Genomic DNA, 22,751 nt, shown 5'->3' with positions numbered 1-22,751 from the left:
CGGTAGCCGAACTGTCGGAGCGCATCCGCACTTCCAGCTCCGATGCCTGTTCGGTGTCACAGGCCCAGAACGCCAGCTCGCCGATGTTCATCAGCAGTGCGCCGATAAACACTTCCTCCAGGGCCTGCTCATTGCGTTTGGGGAGCAGGCTGCGGGCCTGCACAGCAGCATGAATGGCCCGGGCCAGACAGCGCAGCAGGTGAGGCCGTGAACTGCGTTTCAGCACGGAGTCCACCAGCAGCGACGAGATGGTCATCGATTTTACCGAATCAAAGCCGATCAGGGTGATGGCCCGGCTGACGGTGCTGACCTGTACCCGTGTCTGGTTGTAGAACACGGTGTTCGATAACCGCAGTACCTGGGAGGTAAGCTGGGCATCGTTAATAATGACTTCCGCCAGTTCGTTGACCGTACTGCTCTTGCTATCGGTCAGTTCGTTGATTCGCCGCAGAGTATTGGCAAGCACGGGCAGTTCGACGCGACTGAGGTAGCTGACCCATGCCTGGGTCGATGTCATCCGTGCACTGGGCGATGCAGGGTTGTCCAAAATGCGGGCAGCTCCGTTGTCAGAAAAGATGGATAGGATTTCGCAATAATAGTCCATCTTCGGGAATAATGGTTAGAAGTTGCAACCATGAGTAACAAAAACGAACATTCGGGTTTGGCGGCTGGTTGCGATATAATCAGCGCCTTTTCCGTAGTGCCCATAAGGCGCGGAGGCAGGTTGCAGTAGCGGTGGCTGATGGCTGGCAGGCCCTGCTCCGGTACATTCACAACAGGGTCTTGATCCGTGATTGAATTTGACCAGGTTCAGAAATCCTTTCAGGTGGCGGGGCAGGCGATCCCTGCGCTACACGCCACCAGCATGACCATTGAAACCGGTGAGGTGTTTGGTATTGTCGGCCACTCCGGCGCCGGTAAATCCACACTGGTACGGCTTATCAATCTGTTGGAGCGGCCCACCGCAGGGCGGGTACTGGTGGATGGTGAGGATGTCACCGGCTATGGTGCCGCAGAGTTGCGGGCCTTTCGCCGTAAGGTGGGCATGATCTTTCAGCATTTCAACTTGTTGTCCTCCCGCACGGTCCGCGACAACATCGCCTTTCCCATGAAGCTGGCGGGCATCTATTCCCGGTCGCAGGTCCACAGCCGGGTGGAGGAATTACTGGCCCGTGTCGGGCTGACGGCCCATGGGGACAAGTATCCGTCTCAGCTGTCCGGCGGCCAGAAGCAGCGGGTGGGTATTGCCAGGGCCCTGGCCTGTGGCCCCACCATCCTGCTGTGTGATGAAGCCACCAGTGCTCTGGATCCGCAAACCACCCGATCGGTGCTGCAATTGCTGGCGGACATCAACCGCGAACTGGGGCTGACCATTGTGCTGATTACCCATGAAATGGATGTGGTGCGTCGTGTCTGTGACCGGGTGGCGGTGATGGATGCGGGCCGGGTGGTTGAATCGGGCCCGGTGGCGGATGTGTTTCTGCACCCGGAGCACCCCACCACCCGGGATTTTGTTTTTGAAAGCGAAAATGTGGACCGGGACGACATGCAGCAGGACCTGTCCCTGGCCCAGGGTCGTATCCTGCGGCTGACCTTTCGCGGTGAAGCCACTTATCAGCCGTTGCTGGGACACGTGGCGCGGCAGTCAGGGGTGGATTTCAGCATCCTCTCGGGGCGGATTGATCACATCAAGGACACGCCTTATGGCCAGCTGACGCTGTCGCTGGTGGGCGGAAACCTGGACCAGGCCATGGCGGAGCTGGAGTCAGCTGACGTTCATGTGGAGGTAGTGCGCTGATGGATGCCTTGCTGACGAATGTGGTGTGGTCGGAAATTGGCTGGGCCAGCTGGGATACCCTGGTGATGGTGGGCCTGTCGCTGTTGTTCAGCGTACTCATCGGCCTGCCCACCGGTGTGGTGCTGTTCCTGACCGGCAAGCGCCAGCTGCTGGAACAGCCGGTGGCCTACGCGGTGCTGTCGTTTGTGGTCAACGTGCTGCGGTCGGTACCCTTTATCATTCTGCTGATTGTGATGATTCCGGTGACGGTGATGGTGATCGGCACCTCGCTGGGTGTCGCCGGTGCGATTCCTCCGCTGGTGGCCGGCGGAGCCCCGTTCTTTGCCAGGCTGGTGGAAACCTCCTTGCGGGAGGTGGACCGGGGCATTATTGAGGCGACCCAGGCCATGGGCGCCAATGTTCGCCAGATTGTGATGGGTGCGCTTCTGCCGGAAGCGCTGCCGGGGATCATTGCCGGCGTTACGGTGACGGCGATTACGCTGGTGTCCTATGCGGCCATGTCGGGTGTGGTCGGAGGCGGAGGCCTGGGTGATCTGGCCATACGCTTCGGTTATCAACGATTCCAGACCGACGTGATGATCATTACAGTGGCGTTGCTGGTGATTTTTGTGCAGTTGTTACAGATGCTGGGTGACCGGCTGGTGCTGTATTTCAGCCGCAAGTGATAGTCGGTGTTAAAGCAAGACCTGCCCGCTTGCTTCTTAATCCATCATTGATAAAAATTTGCAGGAGAAACCGCAATGATCTTCAAGAAAACCCTGGTTGCCCTGGCCACATTTGCTGCCATATCGGCGGTGAACGCCGCCGAGAAACTGAGCGTGGCGGCCACGGCTGTACCCCATGCCGAGATTCTGGAATTCATTCAGCCGCAGCTGAAAGAGAACGGCGTTGAGCTGCAGGTTCGGGTGTTTACGGACTATGTACAGCCCAATACCCAGGTGGATCAGGGCCGTATGGATGCCAATTTCTTTCAGCATCAGCCCTATCTGACCGAGTTCAACTCCGGTCGTGGCACCAATCTGGTCAGCGTCATTGGCGTACACGTGGAGCCGTTCGGCGCCTACTCCAGCAAGATCAGCGCTCTGGATGAGCTGAAGGACGGCGCTACTATCGCTATCCCCAACGACCCCACCAACGGTGGCCGGGCGTTGCTGCTGCTGCAGGAAGCCGGGCTGATTACCCTGAAGGATTCCAGCAAGATCACTGCCACACCCCGCGACATTGCCGAAAATCCGAAGGGTCTGCGATTCCACGAGCTGGAAGCAGCCACGCTGCCACGGGTTCTGAACCAGGTGGACATGGCGCTGATCAATACCAACTATGCTCTGGAAGCAGGTCTGAAGCCGTCAGAAGACGCATTGCTGCTGGAAGGTGCGGAGTCGCCGTACGTGAATATTCTGGTGTCGCATCGCGACAACAAGGACTCCGAGGCCATGCAGAAACTGGCGGCAGCCCTGACGTCAGAGGAAGTGCGCGAGTTTATCCGGGAAAAGTATCAGGGTGCGGTTGTGCCTGCGTTCTGATAGCTGAGTGACCGCTCCTGCTTTCTGACTTTGCTGACCAAAAAAACAGCCGTGCTGTCTGACGACAGCACGGCTGTTTTTTTCTAATCCCCTGACCAGTTGGTCTTCGGATCCGGTGTCATTCTGAGATAGGACTTCACCGCTGTATAACCCTTCGGGAAGCGCTGTTTTATCTCATCCTCATCCTGCAGTGAAGGCACGATCACCACATCACTGCCTGGTTCCCAGTTGCCCGGCGTTGCCACTTTGTGGGTGTCAGTCAGCTGCAGCGAATCGATAACCCTGAGCACCTCGTTGAAGTTGCGGCCGGTACTGGCCGGATAGGTAATGATCAGCCGGATTTTCTTGTCCGGATCAATGACGAACAGCGATCGTACGGTCAGGCTGTCATTGGCATTGGGATGGATCATATCGTACAACTGCGACACCTTGCGGTCTTCGTCGGCAAGGATTGGAAAATTGACCGCACAGCCCTGGGTTTCATTGATATCCCTGATCCATTCGTGGTGCGAATCCACCGCATCGACACTGAGGGCAATGGCCTTGACGTCCCGCTTGGCGAACTCGTCCTTCAGCTTGGCGGTCAGACCCAGCTCCGTCGTACAGACGGGTGTAAAGTCTGCGGGGTGCGAGAACAGAACCCCCCAGCCGTTGCCGAGCCATTCGTGAAATCGGATCCTGCCTTCGCTGGAATCCTGTTCGAAGTCTGGTGCGGTGTCTCCCAGGCGTAAACTCATGGTGATACCTCCTGCTGGTTTCGGAACGGAAAGCCGGCGGACCGGCAGGGCCCATCTGAGACATCAGGATGAAACCCTGCTGAATCCACCGCGCCATTTCCTGTTGGCGTACTTCTGTTATTGGTATTGATGGGCCGGTTATACAAGGTGCGCCGGCCCATCGGATCAATAATATTTGGTAATGAGGTAATCACACTCCCAGTTTTTGTTGCTGATCGAAGTGTTCCCGGGTCAGCCGGAAGACCACCGGGCTCAGCAGTACCAGGGCGATCAGGTTGGGCAGTGCCATCATTGCGTTGAGGGTGTCCGCCACCAGCCAGACAAAACCCAGGTTGAGAGTGGCGCCCACCGGAATGGCGATAATCCACAGCACCCGGTAAGGCACGATGGCCTTTACGCCAAACAGGAACTCCACACAGCGCTCGCCATAGAACGACCAGCCCAGGATGGTGGTAAAGGCAAAGATGGCCAGGGCGATGGCAACCACATAATTGCCGCCGGTAAATCCTGTCGCGAAGGCAGCCGAAGTCAGGGACGCGCCGGATTCACCACTGATCCAGGCACCGGAACTGATGATCACCAGGCCGGTAATGGTGCAGACAATGATGGTATCGATGAAGGTGCCCAGCATGGCAACCATGCCCTGGTTGATCGGGCTTTTGGTCTGCGCCGCCGCGTGGGCGATAGGCGCAGAACCCAGGCCCGCTTCGTTGGAAAAAACCCCCCGGGCCACACCAAAGCGGATCGCTGCCCAGACCGCGGCCCCGGCGAAGCCGCCCTCGGCCGCCACCGGACTGAAGGCGTGTTTGAACACCAGACCAAGAGCGGCAGGAATTTCGGTGGCGTGTACAGCCAGCACAATCAGGCCAGCCAACACGTAGGTGATGGCCATGAACGGCACCAGGGCACTGGCTACCTGGCCAATACGCCGGATACCACCAATCAGTACCATGCCCACCAGCACCATCAGGATGACACCGGTAACCAGGGTGGGAATACCGAAATTGGCTTCCAGTACATCGGCCACCGAATTGGCCTGGACTGTATTACCAATACCGAATCCGGCAATGGCTGCAAACACCGCGAACACGACACCCAGCCACGCCCATTTTTTGCCAAGGCCATTGCGGATGTAATACATGGGACCGCCCACGTAGGCTCCGCGCTCGTCCACTTCCCGGAAACGAACCGCCAGCACTGCTTCGGAGTATTTGGTGGCCATCCCCACCAGGGCGGTCAGCCACATCCAGAACAGGGCCCCGGGACCACCCAGGAACACCGCGGTAGCGACACCGGCAATGTTACCGGTGCCAATGGTGGCTGATAACGCGGTCATCAGGGCCTGAAAGGGCGGGATATCCCCCTGTTTTTCTGCGCCGGCGGCACTGCGACCACGCCACATCAGGCGGAAGCCTTCTCCCAGCTTGAGAATGGGCATGAGTTTCAGACCGAGGCTGAGAAACAGCCCGACCCCGAGTATCAGCACCAGCATGGGAGGACCCCAGACCAGTCCGTTGACAGCGCCTACGAAATTTCCAATGGCTTCCATAAACAGCTCCCTGTGACGGTGGCTCAGTAGATCAAAGAATTAACCAGGCGGGACACCCGCAAAACAACCCTGAAAGTCTAGCTGCTGATCAGCGGATGTAAATGTTTTAAATCAGCGGGTTGCCTGCACCACTGTGGTCCACGCCCTGGTGTCCCGTCTGGCTGATTCGTTAACCTGTTGAGCCAATGGGGGCCTTGAGAGCAAGGTGCGGTGTTAGCCAGAAGGGACGCTAGCGCAGGAGCTGGATGCGGTCACATTGATCGTAATGCTGCACCACGAGTGTGCCCAGGGGGGAGTTGAACGGGGGCAGTGCCTGTTCCAGTTGTTCGGTCAGGTCGGCAATGCCCAGATCTGCAGGTATGCCCATGCGGGCCGAAAAGCGCAGCTGATGGAGCGTAGCGTCAGCATGTTCGTAACCGCGACGAATCTTGTCAGCCATCATGGCGAGCCGGGTGATCAGGCTATCGCGATTGCCATCGTTGAGGATCATCAGAAACTGGCCACCGGTCACAGCTCCGGCGGTGTCCTGATAATCCAGAGAGGACAGGACCTGAGCAGCCAGTGTCCGCTGGCTCAGGTTGATGGCCCCGGCGCCGGGATTCGGTGGCAGGGTATAGTCCACGTGAAGCCAGACCAGGGTTTGCACTCCCCCGATCAGGCGGATGCGGTGGCTGGATTCTTCCAGCAGCCGGGTGATGCCGTTCCAGTTCCACAGGCCGGTGACTTCATCCAGCAGTAACAGACCATCGGCGGCCCGGGCCGGATCGACTGACTGGCTGTTCAGGGGGCTCTCGAACATGAACTCCCGTTCCGCCAGGGCGGCCAGGTCCTGAAGAACCTGCAGGTTGAGACTGGCCGCGTGGTGAGGCCGGTTGTCCAGCACACACAGAGTTGCCACCCGGGCCCGGTCCCGCCCGTGCAGGGGCACGCCGGCGTAGAAGCGAATGAAGGGGTCGCCGGTCACCAGGGGGTTGTCGACGAACCGTGGATCCAGCAGCGTATCGCTCACCACCAGCATCTCGCCTTTGGCGATGGTGTGGCCGCAGAATGAAATATCCCGTCCGGTTTCCCGGAGTGGGAGTCCGATTTCCGATTTGCACCACTGCCGGTCGCTGTCAATCAGCGACAGGGCCGCCATGGGCATGTCATAGAAGGTTCTGGCCAGGCGGGTGATACGCTCGAAGCGCTCTTCAACGGGCGTATCCAGCAGCCGCATGGAATGCAGGGCCGCAACACGGTGTTCGTCATCTGCTGGAATCGGGGGTGTTTCCATAATCGTTTCTGGCCTGAGTAACGGTGAACCCGACGCCGGAGATATCAAAAACTGACTGACGGAAACGGCAACAGGGTGTACGGACTCTCACAATACTCGCTGATGCATATTTTGTTATACGCACAAACCTGCTGGCTGGTCTGACGCCCTTTATGGGTAATTCGCTGACCAGCCTGAGCCCTTGAGGGTAGTGCCTTGAGTGTCGGAATCAAGTGAAAATGCCTGAGAATGTGACATTTCCCTTTCCCTGGTTTTTGCCTATGGTTAATACAGGGGTGCCCCGTCACAACGAACAAAAGGACGTTCAACATGAGATCACTGAAAGTTGCCGATGTAATGTGGAACCACATCGAACCGGTACGTCTGGGGACCACGTTGCCCGCTGTGGTGAAACACCTGCTCAGTCATCATGTGACAGGCCTGCCGGTGGTGGATATGCAACGGCGTGTGGTTGGTTTTGTATCTGAGCAGGATTGCATCCACTCGCTGCTGGTCAGCAATTACCATCATGAGGGTGAGAGTCTGGTAGAAGATGTCATGCACGGAGATCCCATCACGGTGGAACCGGACATGGCGGTGGTCGATCTGGCCCAGAATCTCGGTCATGGCAAACCGAAGGTGTTTCCGGTGGTGGATCACGGCCGCTTGATCGGTATTGTGACCCGCACCGCGATACTGGCGAAGCTTTCACGCATCGGTCTGGGTCTGAAAATCTCTGGTCTGGCGGAGGTTGACTGACGTATCCTGATCGCTAGCCGATTGAAAAATTGGAACATATTTAATAACGGGAACGTTTTTTGGTCCCGTTCAGCTGTTCAGGGGGTTTTATGGAGTGTTTGTCGGTCAATGTCTGTCACGGGGGTGAACATCGTCGCTACCGGCACCGGTCTGAGGTGCTGGATTGCGATATGGAGTTTGCGGTATTTCTGCCGCCGGCGGCCCTGGGTCCGAAAGGCATCCGCGTACCCACCCTTTACTGGCTTTCGGGCCTGACCTGCACCGACCAGAATTTCATGCAGAAGGCGGGGGCCCTGGGCAAGGCAGCTGAACTCGGCATGGCCATAGTTTGCCCGGACACCAGTCCCCGAGGGCTTGGTCTGCCGGGCGAAGACGAGCGTTACGACTTTGGCTCCGGGGCAGGGTTCTACCTGAACGCCACCGAGCAACCCTGGGCCAGACACTACCGGATGTACGACTATGTGGTTGATGAACTGCCAAAGCTGGTGGAGAACGGATTACCACTGACGGACCAGCGCAGTGTCAGCGGTCACTCCATGGGCGGGCATGGGGCGCTTATTGCTGCTTTGAAAAATCCGGGACGGTATCAGTCGGTGTCGGCGTTTGCGCCTATCGCCCATCCCACGGTCTGCCCCTGGGGTGAGCGTGCATTTTCCGGCTATCTGGGTGATGACCGCACACAATGGGCGCAGTGGGACGCCACCCTGTTGATACCGGGCGCCACCGAGCGACTGCCGTTGCTGGTCGATCAGGGTACAGCGGACGAGTTTCTGGAACAGCAGTTAAGTCCGGATGCCCTGGTGGACGCCTGTGAGAAAGCCCATCACCACATCAATCTGCGGATGCATCGGGGTTACGACCACAGTTACTTCTTTATTACCTCGTTCATTGAGGACCATCTGATCCATCACGGCAAGGCACTGGGTCTGGTCTGAGGTCACCGGCCGGGACGTCGGTGGGGTATTAAAGGCTCCCTCTGTAAGAAAAAAGGCGAACCCAGGTTCGCCTTTTTTCGTTACTTGGTACTACCTGTATTCAGCCATCAGGGATTGACGGCCAGCAGCACCTTGCCGGTACTCTCGTTGCTTTCCAGGTAAGCCATGGCTTCGTCTGCCTGGGCGACGGGCCAGGTGCGGTCGATGATCGGCTTGATCTCGCCGGCTTCGATTTTCGGCCACACTGTCTCGAACAGCGCGTCCATCACTTCACCTTTCAGTGCCACCGGCTGCGCCCGCAGAGTAGAGCCGATGATGCGTTGACGCTTCATCAACATCACGCCGGTATCAAACCGGGCCTCGGCGCCGCCCATACGGCCTATCAGTATAAGCCGGCCTTCCGGTTTCAGGGTTTTCTGATCTTCCGCTATGTAGTCTCCGCCCACCGGATCCAGAATCATGTCGGCACCGCCCCATTCGATAACAGCATCCGCGAACGAACCGTTATGACGGTTCCAGGTACCGCTGGCGCCCAGTTCACGGCAGAAAGCCAGCTTTTCGTCGCTGCCCGCGGTGGCGAAAACCGGGTTGCCCATGGCTTTGCCCAGCTGGATGACGGCGGTGCCGACGCCGCTGGCGGCAGCATGGACCAGCACCGAATCGCCGGGTTTGATAGCGGCCACCATGTACATGTTCATCCAGGCGGTGGCGTAGACTTCGGGCAGCGCCGCGGCCTGCTCCAGGTTCAGGCCCTTGGGCACGGGTAATACCTGCTCGGCAGGTACCACCACGCTGGAGGCGTAGCCGCCGCCGGTCAGCAGGGCACAGACCTCGTCACCCACTTCAAAGTGGGAGACGCCTTCGCCCAGCGCCGAGATACGGCCACTGACTTCCAGGCCAAGAATCGGGGAGGCCCCGGGAGGTGGCGGATAGGCACCCTTGCGCTGCATCAGGTCAGCCCGGTTCATCCCGGCCCAGGCGACGTCAATGGCAACTTCACCGGCCGCCGGGGCGGGCAGGTCCTGATGGTCATCCCAGATCAGGGCCTTGTCGGTTACGCGAATTGCTTTCATAGATACTCCAGGTGTCATGGTTGTTGATGTTGTTTCATGTCACTGCGTCATGATGTTCTTTTCAGGTGTACAAGCATACCGAGTTCTGAGGTCCGCTGTCATGGTGATGCCCATCATAACGGGTTCTTGTTGACCGTTAACGGGTTCCTTTTTTCGACAAGATCGGTGTTAAACGGCTTGTCGGGTCCGCAGCGGGCGGTGGGATGGCAAACGACAGCTGGTTGATCAGGTTTCGCAATGTTGCCCGGGTAACGGGTTTTTCAAGGTGGGCATCGAACCCGTTCTCCATACTTCGTTGCCGGTGCTCCGGGCCAGAATGGGCGGTGCAGGCTACCATGACCGGGCGGGACCGGTTTTCTTCGGCAAATCTTGTGCTGGCCTTGTGCAGAAACTCGAAACCATCCATTCCCGGCATCTGAATGTCCACAAATACCATGTCCGGGGTGACATTCTCGAGCATGGCCAGCCCCCTGCGCCCGGAACCGGCAGTGAACACCTGGCCTGTGCCCAGATGTTCGAGCATGGTCTTGAGGATGCGTCGGTTGACGGCATTGTCATCAATGATCAGCGCACTTCGCAGAGGGGTAATGTCCGGCCCCGGGGTTTCGGCGGCGGGCTTGGCGGGCTTGTCTGCCCGTTGCAGGGTGAGGCTGGTGTAAAACCGCGATCCGCTGCCGGGTTTGCTCTCCAGCAGCAGCTCTCCCCCCATTAATTGCAGTAACTGCCGGCTGATGGCGAGGCCAAGTCCCGAACCACCGCGGATCCGGGTGACAGAGTTATCCAGTTGCTCAAAGTATTCAAAAATGCGCTTCTGGTCCGCCAGCGGGATACCAGGCCCGGTGTCAGCCACCGCCAGTTCAAGGGTAACCTGATGGCTGTCGTCACCGGCGATTCTGGCTTCGATGCGGATCTCACCCTGTTCGGTAAATTTTACGGCGTTTCCCACCAGGTTCATGATTACCTGCTTGATGCGCGTAGCGTCGGCCATCAACCAGAGTTCGTCGATACCGTCGGCCACTATCGTCAGCCGGGTTCCGGATTCTGCCGCCCGGGGCTGAAACAGCTCGGCCACCTCCCGCAATTCTGTCATCAGCGACATGGGGGCCAGATCGAGTTTCATGTGCCCGCTTTCAATGTAGGACAGGTCAAGGATGTCATTGAGCAATCGCAACAGGTGGCGCGATGACTGGCTCAGAGTATGGACGTAAGGCTGTATGGGTTCCGGCGCGTCATCCTGCAGTAGCTCAGCGACGCCCATAATGCCGTTGAGGGGGGTTCGCAGCTCATGGCTGATATTGGTCAGGAACTCGCTCTTGGCGCGGCTGGCGCGCTCGGCCGCGTCGCGGGCCTCGCGAACCATGCGCTCCTGCTCCTTGCGCTCCGTTATATCCGTTTGCGAGGCCACATAATGGGTGATCCGGCCACTGTCGTCGCTTAATGGTTCAACGTAGACATCGACCCAATAGGGTTTGCCATCGCGACTGTAGTTGACCATCTCCTCCCGCACCGGCAGGCCTGTCTTGAGTTGCTGGCGGATGCGTGCGCAGGCGTCTGCAGGGGTGTCCGGGCCGTTCAGCAGATCACCGGGGCGCCGACCGATGACCTCCTTGAGCGGGTACCCGGTGAGCTTCTCGAAGCTGCGGTTGACCCAGGTTATGCGCTCGCTGGCGTCGGTAATCAGAATCAGATTCAGGCTCTGCTGGGCCGCCTGGCTGAACAGCCGCAGATTGGAGCGGGCTTGCTCGGCTTCAGAGCGGGAGGCGCGAAGCGCGGCCTGATCCTGAACAATGATCAGCAGGTGGTGTCGACCCGGTTCCCGGTGGTTGATAAGGCGGACGTCGGTGGTGACTTCATCCCCGTCGTTGAAATGGACCCGGGTTTCGCGGGTCTGTTCCTGCTGGTTGTCCGCCAGAAAGCCGTCGATAGTCAGTTGCGGAAACAGGGCAGCAAAGGCCGCCATGGCTGAGGAGGGCAGTCCGCTGAGGCGCCGCTCAAGGGCCTTGTTGGTGTAAAGGACACTGTCCCGGCACAGGTCCAGCAGCATGACGTAAAGATCACTGGCATCCAGAATGTCACCAATGTGGTAATTCAGCGCATCTTCTACCCGTTTTTCGAGTCGGCTGATGACCTGGGTTGCCAGCAGCCGCAGGCCTTCCTCCTGCTCGCGGCTGAGCGCACGGGATTCGGGGTCAAAGACGCAGAGCGTACCGATGGCGAATCCATCCGAGGTAATTAATGGTACCCCCGCGTAAAAGCGGATCCAGGGTTCACCGGTCACAAAGGGATTGTCGCGGAACCGCGGGTCCCGACGGACATCCTCCAGGATTAACGGCCGGTCCTGGAGGATGGTGTGGCCACAGAAGGAAATTTCACGGCTGGTTTCCTGTATCTCAAGGTTACCGTTGCGGGCTTTGAACCACTGTCGGTCCCGGTCAATCAGTGACACCGTCGAGTAGGTGGTTTTACAGATCAGTGAAGCAAGGCGGGTAATGTCGTCGTACAGTGGTTCCGCCGGCGTATCGAGTACGTCCAGCTGATACAGGCGCCTGAGGCGCTGCTCTTCGTGTACCGGAACTGGAGGCGGCTGCATGGCAACTCCGCATTGAGGTCCTTTGTACTACGAGATTAGCACGGATTCAGCGCAGCTGTGATGGTTGATCACTCTGGTCACGTTGTGGCTTCAGGACTCAAACCCCCAGAGTCTGCTGTAATCCATGGAGGGCATCTGCTCCGGCACTTCCAGCGCCTTGATATTGAATTCAAGCAGATCTCCGTCGCGCCGGAAAGAGTGTTTATAGGGGCTGCCCCGGGGGTCCATGATCGCCTGCAGAATATGCCCGGAGCTGCGGCCCGGCCGGTGAGTGACCACGGCCACTTCGTTGTTGGCCAGACGCACCAGAGAACCCGGTGGCCAGGAGGTCAGGGCTTTCAGCATCGCCTGGGGTATCACCGGTCTGGGCGTGGCACCGATGCTGTCGCGAATGACCCGGCGTGCGTGGCCGACATCAGAACGGTCACGGTAGCCGCGGCGGGTAATCAGTGCGGTATAGCATTCGGCCAGGCCGAGGATCTGGGCTTCGGGGAGGATAGCGGTGCCGGCCAGGCCTTGAGGATACCCGGTACCGTCCGGGTTTTCGTGATGCTGCTCGACGATGGTCAGCAGCAGCCGGTTATTCACCCCGGCATTTTTCAGGGCCTGGGTGCCCAGCACCGGATGCCGGTGAATAATGGTCCGCTGCGGCCCGGTCAGGGGGTGGCTGGAGGCATTGAGCTTGTCGAGAATGGGGTGTAATGCCAGGTTGGCCGACAGGGCGGCGGCAAGCAGCACCAGGCGTCGCCGTTCGTCCATTCCGAGGCCGCGGCCCATGAAATGGCAGAGGATGCTGTAGAACAGGATCTGTTCCGTAGCCGTTGTTTCCACGGCATACAGATGTACCAGGGCAAGACAGGCATCCGGCGACTGTTCGCAGATACGATCGATCAGTCGGGCAAGGCCCAGCAGTCGCAGGCGGGCGTCTTCATCGCCCCGGGACAGACTGGACAGGGTGGTTTCAAGGCTTTTGAGCAGTCCACGATAGTCATGGAACGGGTTACGGGGCGGCGCGTCCTCGGGCGGACTGTCCGGGAGTTGATCGGGCTCGAGCTCTTCCTGCCGGGGATAGAACAGCCCACGCTGGAACAGTTGTTCCAGCTGCATGTCGCTGTGAATGACAAACCCCTGCTTGAGCAGCACGTTGCCGCCGGCGTCGTATACGGTCCAGGGCAGTGGCTTGCCGACAATCAGTGCACCGGGGGCAACCCGGACCAGATGCTGCACGGCTTCGTCAGACCTCTTCACCGGCGTGACTGATCAGTTTGCCGGGAGCTCCGGCGGCAAGCAGCTCCCGTACCGACGGCGGAATGGCCTTTTTCGACATGGTGGCCGGATCGATCATCACGTAGGTGACCTCGGCATCCATGATGTGGGTGTCATCGCCGAAGCGGAAAAACTCGACCCTGACCACGAAGGAGGTATTCCCAAGCTTGCCGGGGTGAATCCGGGCGCAGAGAACTTCATCAAAACGGGCCGGCGCTTTCCAGCTCAGGTTCATGTTCACCACCTGCATGTCCAGGCCCTGATCCAGCATGTTCTGATAATGACCAAACAGCATGCGGACGTATTCGTTGATGGCGATGTCGACGTAATCGCCATAGCGGGCATTGAAAACAACATGCTGGGCATCGCATTCGGCATAACGGACGCGCAGGCGGTATTCGAAAGATTGTTCAGTCATGAATCCGGAATCTCTTGGTGGTACAGGTTCTTGTTCTGGTGAGTCTTGCTGGTCGGCCCTGATGCTATTACGGATTGCCCGGTATGGAAATGACTTGCTGTCGCGCCCGTTCGATGGCTATTTCAATATCGGTTCCGGTGTCCGGGTCCAGCCAGGCCAGGCCTATGTGGCAGGACAGACCACGGTTGTCATCCGGTTGCTGCTGGTTCCAGGCCAGAACGGTGCTTGCCAGAGCCTCACAGAAAGTATCCACCTGCTGCGGACTGTTGTCGATCAGCATCAGTCCGAATTCGTTGCCCCGGTAACGCCCGACCAGGTCGGCTTGTTGCTCGAGCTGGCGGATGATCAGGCTGAGCTGACGGATCATCCGGTTGCCTTCCTCTCGGCCCTGACGACGATTGATGTCACCGAGGTTATTCAGGGTAACGGTGATCAGGGCGCTACGGCAACCCATATGACAGGTAAGCTCCCGGGCCACTTCCATCTGTTTGCGAAAGGCGGTGCGATCCGGCAGGCCCGAGAGGCTGTCGGTGACCTGGTCGGAGCTGACGGCGAGCTCGCCCTCCACCATATCCGCCAGGCGACAGAACAGCCGTTGCTGATCTTCGCTGAGGTTACGTACCTGGCTTTCCATCATGCACAGAGTGCCTACTTTGGTACCATCCGGCAGGCATACCGGACGTCCGGCATAGAAGCGAAACCGGGGGCCGCCAAGAACACTGGGCAGGTCGCGGAACCGTTCGTCCCGGGTGGTGTCCGGCACTACCTGGAGTTCATCGCCGGCCAGGGTCCAGTCACAGAAGGCCTGGTCCCGTGGCAGCTCGGTGACTTTAACGCCCGTGCTGGATTTGAAGTACTGACGATGGTCATCAATCAGCACGATCAGCACCACCGGAATGTTGAACAGGCGTCGGGCGAGACGGGTAATACGGTCGAACCGGGCCTCTGGACCGGAGTCCAGCAGCATGGTGGCCTTGACGGCTGCGACCCGGGTCTGTTCCCGCTTCTGCTCACGTTTCGACAGCCAGGGCAATACCTGGTCCGGAGCCAGGGGGCGGGATATCAGAAAACCCTGAACCTGATTGCAGTGGGTACTTCGCAGGAAGTCCAGAGTGGTCATGTCCTCCACCCCTTCAGCGGTGGCGGTGAGGCCCAGGCTGTGCCCCAGCTCGATCACCGAACGGATAACCGCTCTGGATTCGGCTGAGGTGGCGGCGTTGATAACAAAGGTCTTGTCTACCTTGATCTCGGAAAACGGCAACCGGACCAGCTGCAGCATGGATGAATAACCGGTGCCAAAGTCGTCAATGGACAGCCGGAAGCCCTGCATCCGCAGCCGGGTCAGGGTCTCCAGGGATTGCGCCGGATCTTTCATGGCACTGGTTTCAGTGATCTCGAAAATGATCCGTTCCGGTTCGATGCGGTGGGCGCGGCAGCGTTGGGCCATCCAGTCGAACAGGTCGGCATTACCCAGTGACAGCGCCGACAGGTTGATTGACAAGGTGGTCTGGGACTTCAGGTAAGACGCGGTGTTGGTCTGCAGTTCGCCGGCATCGAGCTGGCTCAGCCATTGTAGAGCCTGCTCGCTGACCTGGCGGGTCAGTTCGTCAATCAGGCCGAGAGCTTCCGCCCGGGCAATGAAAAGGTCGGGCGGAATCATGCCCTTGTCCGGGTGGGTCCAGCGGGCCAGGACTTCAAATCCGGCCAGGGTTCCGGTGGGACAGTTGAATTTTGGTTGCAGGGCGTAGCGGATCTGGTGGTGTTCAACGGCATGCTGGAGGTCGCTGTCGTTCATCTCCGGACTTATTGTACTGCCGCCATTATTGATACGATTGCTGGCTTTGGTGGAAAGCTCCAGCAGCTCCCGCAGACTTGCAGCTGCGAAGGGCTTGGCCAACACGCCGATAATGTTGAGGCCTTTCTCGCTGGCCGTGCGGCTGGCGGCGTCCAGGACCCGCGAGCCGACACCACTGGTAATAATGATGTTGGCCGCGCAGCCCCGCAAACCCAGTTCGGCCATGACTTCCACGCCGTCTTTACCGGGCATGATCAGGTCCAGCGCCAAGGTATCCGGTTGCCAGTCATCCAGCTGTCGGAAGAAGGATTCAGCATCGGCGACGTAGAGTGCCTGCACACCGCTGAATTCAGCTATCCGGCAAATGGTTGCGCCCGTTGCGGCGTCGTCATCCAGCACCAGTAAACGGTGAGGGGGCTGTGAGGTCTGGCGTTGGTCCGGCCCTGACGTTCCCTGGTGATCAATGCTGCCCATCCAGTACCTCTCTGATCTTTCGGAGCAGATCCGCTTTGCGATAGGGCTTACCCAATAACTGTACGCCAGGATCCAGTCGTCCGTTATGGACAATTGCGTTCTCAGTGTAGCCTGAAGTGTAGAGCACGGGTAACCCCGGATACTGCTTCAATGCCGCATCGGCCAGCTCGCGGCCGGTCATGCCGCCGGGCATCATGACATCGGTGAACAGCAGTTCGATATCGGGATGCCCGGCCAGCATGGCCAGCGCTTCCGGACCGTTTCTGGCCTCTACAACCTGATAGCCTGCTGCTTTCAGTTGCCCTGTCACGTAACCACGGACCAGGTTGTCGTCTTCCACCACCAGCAGGGTTTCCCGGCCACCCTGGGGCCTTAGGGGTTCCGATTTCACCATGGGTGCCGGTTCATCGTTGCATCTGGGCATATACAGTTTGACAGAGGTGCCTTCACCTGACTCCGAGTAAAGGCTGATGTGACCTCCGGATTGCTTCAGAAAACCATACACCATGCTGAGCCCGAGTCCGGTGCCGCGGCCTGCCTGTTTGGTTGTAAAAAAGGGCTCGAAAACGCGCTTTAACAACTCCGGAGATATACCCGTGCCGGTGTCGGTCACCGATACCTGAACATAGTTGCCCGGTGACAACTCCTCGATGCCTCCGGTGTAGTCGTCTCCCAGCCTGATGTTGCTGGTTTCAATGGTGAGCTTGCCCCCGCGCGGCATGGCGTCCCGGGCGTTCAGGCACAGATTCAGCAGCGCGCTCTCGAACTGGACCGGGTCGATCAGCGCTGGCCACAGCGGGTCGGCGGGGTAGAACCGCAACTCGATATGCTCCCCCAGCGTGCGCTCCAGCAGTGATTGCAGGTTGGGAATCAGCTCGTTGACGTCGGTGGCCCTGGGTGTGAGGGCCTGGCGTCGGGCAAAGGCCAGCAATCGTTGGGTCAGATCGGCCCCCTTCTGGGCCGCTTCGCCTATGATGGTGGCCAGGGCTTGCAGGCGAGGTTGTGCCGATAAGGATTCCCGCAACAGATCGGCATTGCCCAGAATGACCGTCAGCAGGTTGTTGAAGTCATGGGCCATACCGCCAGTGAGCTGCCCCACGGACTCCATACGCTGGGCATCCCGCAGCCGGGATTCCACCTGCCGGACCTGGGTGATATCGGTAATCCCGCCCACCATGCGCAGGCCCCAGCCGTTAGCGTCACGGATAACAAAACCGCGGTCGCTCACCAGGGCGTAGTCGCCGCCCTTGCGGCGGAAGCGGTACTCGTGATCCCAGCGGCTCCGGGAGCGGTCTTTGATGGTGGCGGTGATATAACCAACGGTGGCTTCGCGGTCATCCGGATGAATGCGGGAGGTCCAGGAGGCGCCGTCAGGCTCCAGTTCCTCCGGGTGGTAACCGAACATGGTCTGCATACCCTCATTCCACCACACGGTGCCCGTGGTCAGGTCCCAGTCCCAGATGGTGTCCACGGTGGCCTGGGCCACCAGCCGGAAGCGTTCATCCGACTCCAGCAGCCGTTGTTCCATGAGCTTACGATCAGTCACTGCATGAAAATAGACGCCCAGACCTTGGTCCGAGGGATAACCGTTGACCTCGAACCATTCGTTGAGGGCCGGGTAGAAGAATTCGAAATGACAGGATTCGCCGGAGGCCATGGCCTGACGATAGTGGTGATAGAGATCGGTATCGACAGCCTCCGGAAATTCTGCCCAGACAGGTTTGCCAATCAACTGTTTGCGGTCACGCCGCAACAATCGTGCAGCTACCCGGTTCAGGTAGGTGAAGTTCCAGTCAGCATCAATCATGTAGAACGCATCAGACATATGCTCCAGCGCACGCACAAGTTGCCGCTCGAGCTGTTCCCGGGTGAGGTGACTGCTGTCGTTCATGAATACAGGTCCATTTTTGTTTTAGTGTAGCTGGCCCCTGAGGCCTGTCACTCTGTGGCCAGCTGATTTGGTCACAACCTGAATTTACGCACCAGTTCCGCAAGTTCGCTGGCCAGTCTGGCCAGTTCTGCGCTGGAGGACTGGGTCTGCTCGGAGCCGGCAGCGGTCTGGGTGGCAAGATCGCGGATGGTCACCAGGTTACGGTCCACATCCCTTGCCACCTGGGCCTGCTCTTCTGCGCCACTGGCAATGCTGGCGTTGCGGTCGTTGATGTCGGTGACCGAGCGGGCGATGCTGGCCAGCGCTTCGCCGGCTTCCCGGGCAATGGCCAGGGCATCACCGGAGCGGTCGTGGCTTTTCGCCATGGCCTTGCGGGCATCGTCACTGCCGGTCTGGACCGCACGAATCATGTCTTCGATTTCGGCGGTAGAATCCTGGGTCCGCTTGGCCAGGGTCCGCACTTCGTCGGCCACGACCGCAAAGCCCCGGCCGGCCTGACCGGCGCGAGCGGCTTCAATGGCCGCGTTGAGGGCCAGCAGATTGGTCTGATCCGCAATGCTGCGGATCACGTCCAGAACACCACCGATATCGCCGGCCTTGGCCGCCAGCGCTTCAATGTAGGTCACGGTGTGGCTGATGTTCTCGGCCAGGTCTTCCATGGCCAGCACGGTATCCTGCACTTTCTCGCGGCCGCCCTGGGTCTGCTGGTTGGCGTCACGGGAGGAATCGGCCGCACTGTTGGCATTGCGGGCCACATCCTCAATGGCAACGGTCATTTCATTGACCGCAGTGGCGGCCTGGTCCAGTTCGTCACTTTGCTGTTGCAGGCCGCGGCTGGATTCTTCGGTGACCGCATTCAGCTCTTCAGAGGTGGAGGCGAGCTGGTCCGAGGAGCTGGCGATGGTGGCAATGGTCTGCTTGAGGCTGGCCTGCATCCTTGCCAGGGCTTTCATCAGATCGCTCAGCTCGTCCTTGCCCGAGGTGTTCATCCGGGCATTGAGATTACCATCGGCAACGGTGTTGGCAACCTCCAGAGCGTCGCGGATCGGGCGAACAAGACTGCGGGTGATAACCAACGCCAGCGCGATGGTCAGGGCAATGGCCACCAGGATGGCGATGATGACTCCGTTACGAACATTGATGGCAAGGCTGTTGCCCCGGGCCTCAGCGACCTGGACCCTTTTTTCCTGCAGCGTTAGCAGGCCGTCGAAGGTGGCAACCATGCCCTCGCTGAAGGTTTCCAGTTCATTATTCAGCAACTGGTTGGCGCGGGCGGTCTGGCCGCGCTCGGCGGCTCTCACCAGATCAGCGTGAACCTCCCAGTAGCCGAGCTCGGCCTGCTCGAATTGCTGGTAGAAGCCGCGGGCATCATCGCTGCGAATAAAGTCTTCATAATGAGTTTTGGACTCGTCCAGGCGCTGACGGGCGGTGTCGATGCGCTGGACAATGGCGGCCCTGGCGGCCACATCCGGTTCCGCAAGCAGGCTGGCGGTGTGGACACGGATTCGCAGGAAGTGCTTGTTGATCTCGTTCACTGCCAGTATGGCCGGTGCCCGGTGACTGGTCAGCGTCTGTATTTCCTGTTGCATGATCCGGGTCTGGGCCAGACTGTAAAGGCCGAGACTTACCAGGACCAGAACCAGAAAGCCGAATGCCAGGGAAAGCCGGAGGCCCACACGCAGTTGTCTGAACATATTGCAGTTACCTGTGAAGTGAATTCTTGAGGTAGGTCAAAGGATTCAGATCATACCTGTGATAGGTAACGGCTTCCGTTCCAATTTGTTAAGGCTATTGAAGCTCTTTTTTCGACATGTTCAGTTGGTGGATGCGCCGTAATAGACGAAGGCCTGTTTTACATGAGCGCGAATCTGTTGGTCATCCCAGGGTTTGGTGAGGAATTTGTAGATGGAACCCTCGTTTATGGCGTCGGTCACCGACTTGAGATCGGTGTAGCCTGACAGCACCAGCCGGACCGTATCCGGATAGATGTTCTTGACCTGGCTGAGGAACTCGGTACCGGACATTTCCGGCATGCGCTGGTCCGAGATAATGACCTGCACATCATTGGCAGCCAGCAGCTCGAACGCCTCCCGGACACTGGTGGATGACAGAATCCGGTAGCCATCCCGACGTAAGACCCGCGACAGGGCACGGAGGATGTTGGTTTCGTCATCCAGCAGTAGCAGGGTTGGCTGGTTTTGCACCGCCCCGGAAGCGAGGGCGTGAACATCGGGGCTGTGGTCGCCCATGTAGGTGACCAGTTCAGGGAACGGCATGGGGCGGGCAAACAGATAGCCCTGCAGCAAGTCACAGTGGTTCTTGCGCAAAAACGCCGCGTGGGCCTCGGTTTCGACGCCTTCGGCCACCACTTCCAGCGACAGGTGATGGGCCATGGACAGGATGCCCTGAGTAATGGCGGCATCGCTGCGATCGCTGATCACGTCCTTGATAAAGGCCCGGTCTATCTTGATCTTGGTAACCGGCATCAGTTTCAGATAACTCAGGCTGGAGAAACCGGTGCCAAAGTCATCAATGGCAATGCCGATACCCAGTGCCCGCAACTTGTGCAGACTCTCGATGACCTGGTCGGTGTCATACAGCACCACCGATTCGACAATTTCCAGTTCCAGCATGTCAGCGGGCAGTCCTGTTTGCCGCAGGATATCCGTGACCGACTCCACGAACCGGGCCTGCCTCAGCTGGACCGGTGATACGTTGACGGCAATTTTGTGTTCCCGGTAGCCCAGCCCGTGCAGCCTGACGTTGTCCCGGCAGGCCTGGTGCAGCACCCAGCGACCGAGAGCGATGATCTGGCCGGTATCTTCTGCCAGCGGAATAAAAGTGCTGGGCGCGATGAGACCCCGGTCAGGGTGATGCCAGCGCACCAGTGCCTCGGACCCGCGCACCTGCCCGGTGCGCCCGTCAATGAGAGGCTGATAGAAAACTTCAAGCTGGCCCAGCTCCTGGGCGATTTCCAGATCGTTACGCAGCGCCACCCGCTCGTTGGCTTCGTCATTCAGTGCGGTGGCGTACCACTGATAGGTGTTGCGCCCCATCTGTTTGGCCCGGTACATGGCCAGATCCGCCTGCTGAACCAGTGTCATGGGGTTCTCGGTTGAGCCATCGTCCAGGGCAATGCCGACGCTGGCGGTGAGGCTGATGTGCTGGCCCCGGACTTCGTAGGGTTTACCGATCACCGACAGCAGCTTTTCCACCACCGGGATCACATCGTCGGCGTGGGCCAGATCCGGCAGTACCACCACAAATTCGTCGCCGCTGCCCCGGGCGACGGTATCCCCGGTGCGAACCATGGCTTTCAGGCGCTGGGCCACAGACACCAGCAGCTGGTCACCGGTGCGATGACCCATGGAGTCGTTGATGGGCTTGAAACCGTCCAGATCGAAAAACAGAACCGCCACCTTGCGTTGGTAACGCCGTGCCATCTGACAGGCCTGAATCAGGCGATCCTCCAGCAAGGTCCGGTTGGGCAGCCCGGTCAGCACATCGTGGCTGGCGTTGTAGGCCAGTTCCGTCTCCACGGACTTTTTCTCGGAAATATCGTTCTGGACACCGATAAAATGGGTAAGGTCGCCGGCATCGTCCCGGATCGGAGCAATAAACAGGTCGTTCCAGAAGGGGCTGCCATCCTTGCGGAAGTTGCGGATCACCACCGACACTTCCCGTTGCTCGACAAGGCCCTTACGCAATTCTGCGATCGCAAGTTTCGCGCCATCGTCCAGCGGACCGCCTTCCTGAAGAAAGCGGCAGTTACGCCCCAGGGATTCGGAAGCAGGAAATCCGGTTATGCGTTCAAACGCCGGGTTGACATAAACCACGGGCATATCCGGCAGGTGGGCATCCACGATCACGATACCGTTGGAACTGGATTCAATACCTTGCTTCATCAGACGCAACTGTCTGTTGCTCGCAATGCGCTTGGTAATATCCTGCAGCATGATCAGGTGCAGCTGGCGCTGACTGAACATCATCTCGCGGCGGGTCAGTTCAATATAGAGGGTTTGTCCGTTCCGGTGCCGGTGCAGTGCCAGAACACTGCCGGGGCTGGTGATGACGCCTTCGGTACTGATTCGTCCCGGTTGCAGCATGTCTGTCTGATCCGGACTTTCCAGGTCATTCAGGAACTGGGCGGGCTGTTCCGAGCCGGTAAAACCATAAAGGTCCAGGGCGGCCTGATTCATGGCGGTCAGTCTGCCATTTTCAGGTTCTACCAGACACATGGGCATTGGGTTGCTGTCAAACAACAGGCGGTAGCGGGCTTCGCTCTGGGCCAGAGTGTTGATCGAAAAGGCCCGGTCGATGGCGTAGCGGATGCTGCGGAACAGCGTCGGGCCGTCGATCAGTCCCTTCACCAGGTAATCGGCGGCACCGATTTCCACGGCGCGGTTGTCCAGATCCTGGTCGCCCTGCCCGGTCAGCAGGATAATGGGTGTGCCGAGGCCTTCCTGCCGCGCCGTGCGGATCAGTTCAATGCCCGAATCAGGACCCAGCCGGTAGTCCACCAGGGCCACGTCATGGTGCTGCTGCCTCAGTGCATCCAGCCCGGCAGCGGTGGTGCTCACCCAGTCAAGCTTCACCGGCAGCGGGCAGCCGTCTTCCAGCAGTTCCCGGGTGATCAGCACGTCGTCTTCGTCGTCTTCAATCAGCAGTATGTGCAAACTGGGTGTCGGCTC

17 protein-coding genes are annotated in these 22,751 nt (G+C 59.1%); 5 read left to right on the top strand and 12 right to left on the bottom strand.

Features of this window, described 5'->3' with window-relative positions; all coding sequences use genetic code 11:
• Positions 1-517 (bottom strand): HDOD domain-containing protein (locus tag AAC035_RS04840; protein WP_339800653.1); only part of this gene is annotated, 517 nt, incomplete at its 3' end.
• A gap of 273 nt (positions 518-790) precedes the next feature.
• Between AAC035_RS04840 and AAC035_RS04835 the strand changes: the two genes are divergently transcribed.
• The 3 genes from AAC035_RS04835 (at position 791) to AAC035_RS04825 (ending at position 3,321) form a co-directional block, all read left to right on the top strand.
• On the top strand, positions 791-1,798 hold the full coding sequence (locus AAC035_RS04835) for a methionine ABC transporter ATP-binding protein (RefSeq protein WP_339800650.1): 1,008 nt from the start codon (positions 791-793) through the stop codon (positions 1,796-1,798).
• Positions 1,798-2,463, top strand: a complete 666-nt coding sequence (locus AAC035_RS04830) for a methionine ABC transporter permease (protein WP_339800647.1) — start codon at positions 1,798-1,800, stop codon at positions 2,461-2,463. Before AAC035_RS04835 ends, AAC035_RS04830 begins: the two co-directional genes overlap by 1 nt.
• A gap of 75 nt (positions 2,464-2,538) precedes the next feature.
• Positions 2,539-3,321 (top strand): MetQ/NlpA family ABC transporter substrate-binding protein, encoded by a 783-nt coding sequence (locus AAC035_RS04825; RefSeq protein WP_339800644.1) that lies wholly within the window; start codon positions 2,539-2,541, stop codon positions 3,319-3,321.
• 83 nt (positions 3,322-3,404) lie between these two features.
• On the opposite strand, the gene AAC035_RS04820 is transcribed toward AAC035_RS04825, so the two are convergent.
• The 3 genes from AAC035_RS04820 to AAC035_RS04810 form a co-directional block, all read right to left on the bottom strand.
• Positions 3,405-4,058: a peroxiredoxin gene (locus AAC035_RS04820; RefSeq protein ID WP_339800642.1), complete on the bottom strand. Its 654-nt coding sequence runs from the start codon at positions 4,056-4,058 to the stop codon at positions 3,405-3,407.
• Positions 4,059-4,248: 190 nt separating this feature from the next.
• Positions 4,249-5,607 carry a sodium:alanine symporter family protein gene (locus AAC035_RS04815; protein ID WP_339800639.1) on the bottom strand — a complete coding sequence of 453 codons (1,359 nt, stop codon included), beginning with the start codon at positions 5,605-5,607 and terminating at the stop codon, positions 4,249-4,251.
• 229 nt (positions 5,608-5,836) lie between these two features.
• The gene (locus AAC035_RS04810) at positions 5,837-6,880 is read right to left on the bottom strand and encodes a GAF domain-containing protein (RefSeq protein ID WP_339800638.1); all 1,044 of its coding nucleotides are present in this window, start codon (positions 6,878-6,880) and stop codon (positions 5,837-5,839) included.
• Positions 6,881-7,189: 309 nt separating this feature from the next.
• On the opposite strand from AAC035_RS04810, the gene AAC035_RS04805 reads away from it, so the two are divergent.
• Both AAC035_RS04805 and fghA read left to right on the top strand, forming a co-directional pair.
• Positions 7,190-7,618, top strand: coding sequence for a CBS domain-containing protein (locus tag AAC035_RS04805; protein WP_339800635.1), 429 nt, complete (start codon positions 7,190-7,192; stop codon positions 7,616-7,618).
• An 89-nt stretch (positions 7,619-7,707) separates the two neighbouring features.
• Positions 7,708-8,553 carry an S-formylglutathione hydrolase gene (gene fghA / locus AAC035_RS04800; protein WP_339800633.1) on the top strand — a complete coding sequence of 282 codons (846 nt, stop codon included), beginning with the start codon at positions 7,708-7,710 and terminating at the stop codon, positions 8,551-8,553.
• Between the two features lie 107 nt (positions 8,554-8,660).
• On the opposite strand, the gene AAC035_RS04795 is transcribed toward fghA, so the two are convergent.
• The 8 genes from AAC035_RS04795 to AAC035_RS04760 all read right to left on the bottom strand — a co-directional run.
• Positions 8,661-9,626 carry an NAD(P)H-quinone oxidoreductase gene (locus AAC035_RS04795; protein WP_339800630.1) on the bottom strand — a complete coding sequence of 322 codons (966 nt, stop codon included), beginning with the start codon at positions 9,624-9,626 and terminating at the stop codon, positions 8,661-8,663.
• Between the two features lie 136 nt (positions 9,627-9,762).
• The gene (locus AAC035_RS04790; protein WP_339800627.1) at positions 9,763-12,216 is read right to left on the bottom strand and encodes an ATP-binding protein; all 2,454 of its coding nucleotides are present in this window, start codon (positions 12,214-12,216) and stop codon (positions 9,763-9,765) included.
• 90 nt (positions 12,217-12,306) lie between these two features.
• On the bottom strand, positions 12,307-13,464 hold the full coding sequence (locus AAC035_RS04785) for an HD domain-containing phosphohydrolase (RefSeq protein WP_339800624.1): 1,158 nt from the start codon (positions 13,462-13,464) through the stop codon (positions 12,307-12,309).
• A complete protein-coding gene (locus tag AAC035_RS04780; RefSeq protein ID WP_339800621.1) occupies positions 13,451-13,900 on the bottom strand; it encodes a thioesterase family protein in 450 nt (149 codons plus the stop codon). Before AAC035_RS04780 ends, AAC035_RS04785 begins: the two co-directional genes overlap by 14 nt.
• Positions 13,901-13,967: 67 nt before the next feature.
• Entirely contained in the window at positions 13,968-16,169 is a 2,202-nt protein-coding gene (locus tag AAC035_RS04775; RefSeq protein WP_339800618.1) for an EAL domain-containing protein, read from the bottom strand.
• A complete protein-coding gene (locus tag AAC035_RS04770) occupies positions 16,156-18,060 on the bottom strand; it encodes a PAS domain S-box protein (RefSeq protein ID WP_339800615.1) in 1,905 nt (634 codons plus the stop codon). Before AAC035_RS04770 ends, AAC035_RS04775 begins: the two co-directional genes overlap by 14 nt.
• 71 nt (positions 18,061-18,131) lie before the next feature.
• On the bottom strand, positions 18,132-19,754 hold the full coding sequence (locus AAC035_RS04765) for a methyl-accepting chemotaxis protein (RefSeq protein ID WP_339800613.1): 1,623 nt from the start codon (positions 19,752-19,754) through the stop codon (positions 18,132-18,134).
• Positions 19,755-19,874: 120 nt separating this feature from the next.
• Positions 19,875-22,751: EAL domain-containing protein (locus AAC035_RS04760; protein WP_339800610.1), on the bottom strand; the 2,877-nt coding region annotated here is incomplete at its 5' end.

Origin of the sequence: uncultured Marinobacter sp., from assembly GCF_963974375.1 — a bacterium.
In the GTDB taxonomy this organism is placed as follows: domain Bacteria; phylum Pseudomonadota; class Gammaproteobacteria; order Pseudomonadales; family Oleiphilaceae; genus Marinobacter.
This window is presented reverse-complemented; position numbering and strand designations above follow the sequence as displayed.

Bases quoted from the DNA above. Each gene is read 5' to 3' on its own strand.
- AAC035_RS04830 (WP_339800647.1), top strand. From the start codon at position 1,798: ATGGATGCCTTGCTGACGAATGTGGTGTGGTCGGAAATTGGCTGGGCC.
- AAC035_RS04825 (WP_339800644.1), top strand. From the start codon at position 2,539: ATGATCTTCAAGAAAACCCTGGTTGCCCTGGCCACATTTGCTGCCATA.
- AAC035_RS04820 (WP_339800642.1), bottom strand. From the start codon at position 4,058: ATGAGTTTACGCCTGGGAGACACCGCACCAGACTTCGAACAGGATTCC.
- AAC035_RS04815 (WP_339800639.1), bottom strand. From the start codon at position 5,607: ATGGAAGCCATTGGAAATTTCGTAGGCGCTGTCAACGGACTGGTCTGG.
- AAC035_RS04810 (WP_339800638.1), bottom strand. From the start codon at position 6,880: ATGGAAACACCCCCGATTCCAGCAGATGACGAACACCGTGTTGCGGCC.
- AAC035_RS04805 (WP_339800635.1), top strand. From the start codon at position 7,190: ATGAGATCACTGAAAGTTGCCGATGTAATGTGGAACCACATCGAACCG.
- fghA (WP_339800633.1), top strand. From the start codon at position 7,708: ATGGAGTGTTTGTCGGTCAATGTCTGTCACGGGGGTGAACATCGTCGC.
- AAC035_RS04795 (WP_339800630.1), bottom strand. From the start codon at position 9,626: ATGAAAGCAATTCGCGTAACCGACAAGGCCCTGATCTGGGATGACCAT.
- AAC035_RS04790 (WP_339800627.1), bottom strand. From the start codon at position 12,216: ATGCAGCCGCCTCCAGTTCCGGTACACGAAGAGCAGCGCCTCAGGCGC.
- AAC035_RS04780 (WP_339800621.1), bottom strand. From the start codon at position 13,900: ATGACTGAACAATCTTTCGAATACCGCCTGCGCGTCCGTTATGCCGAA.
- AAC035_RS04775 (WP_339800618.1), bottom strand. From the start codon at position 16,169: ATGGGCAGCATTGATCACCAGGGAACGTCAGGGCCGGACCAACGCCAG.
- AAC035_RS04770 (WP_339800615.1), bottom strand. From the start codon at position 18,060: ATGAACGACAGCAGTCACCTCACCCGGGAACAGCTCGAGCGGCAACTT.
- AAC035_RS04765 (WP_339800613.1), bottom strand. From the start codon at position 19,754: ATGTTCAGACAACTGCGTGTGGGCCTCCGGCTTTCCCTGGCATTCGGC.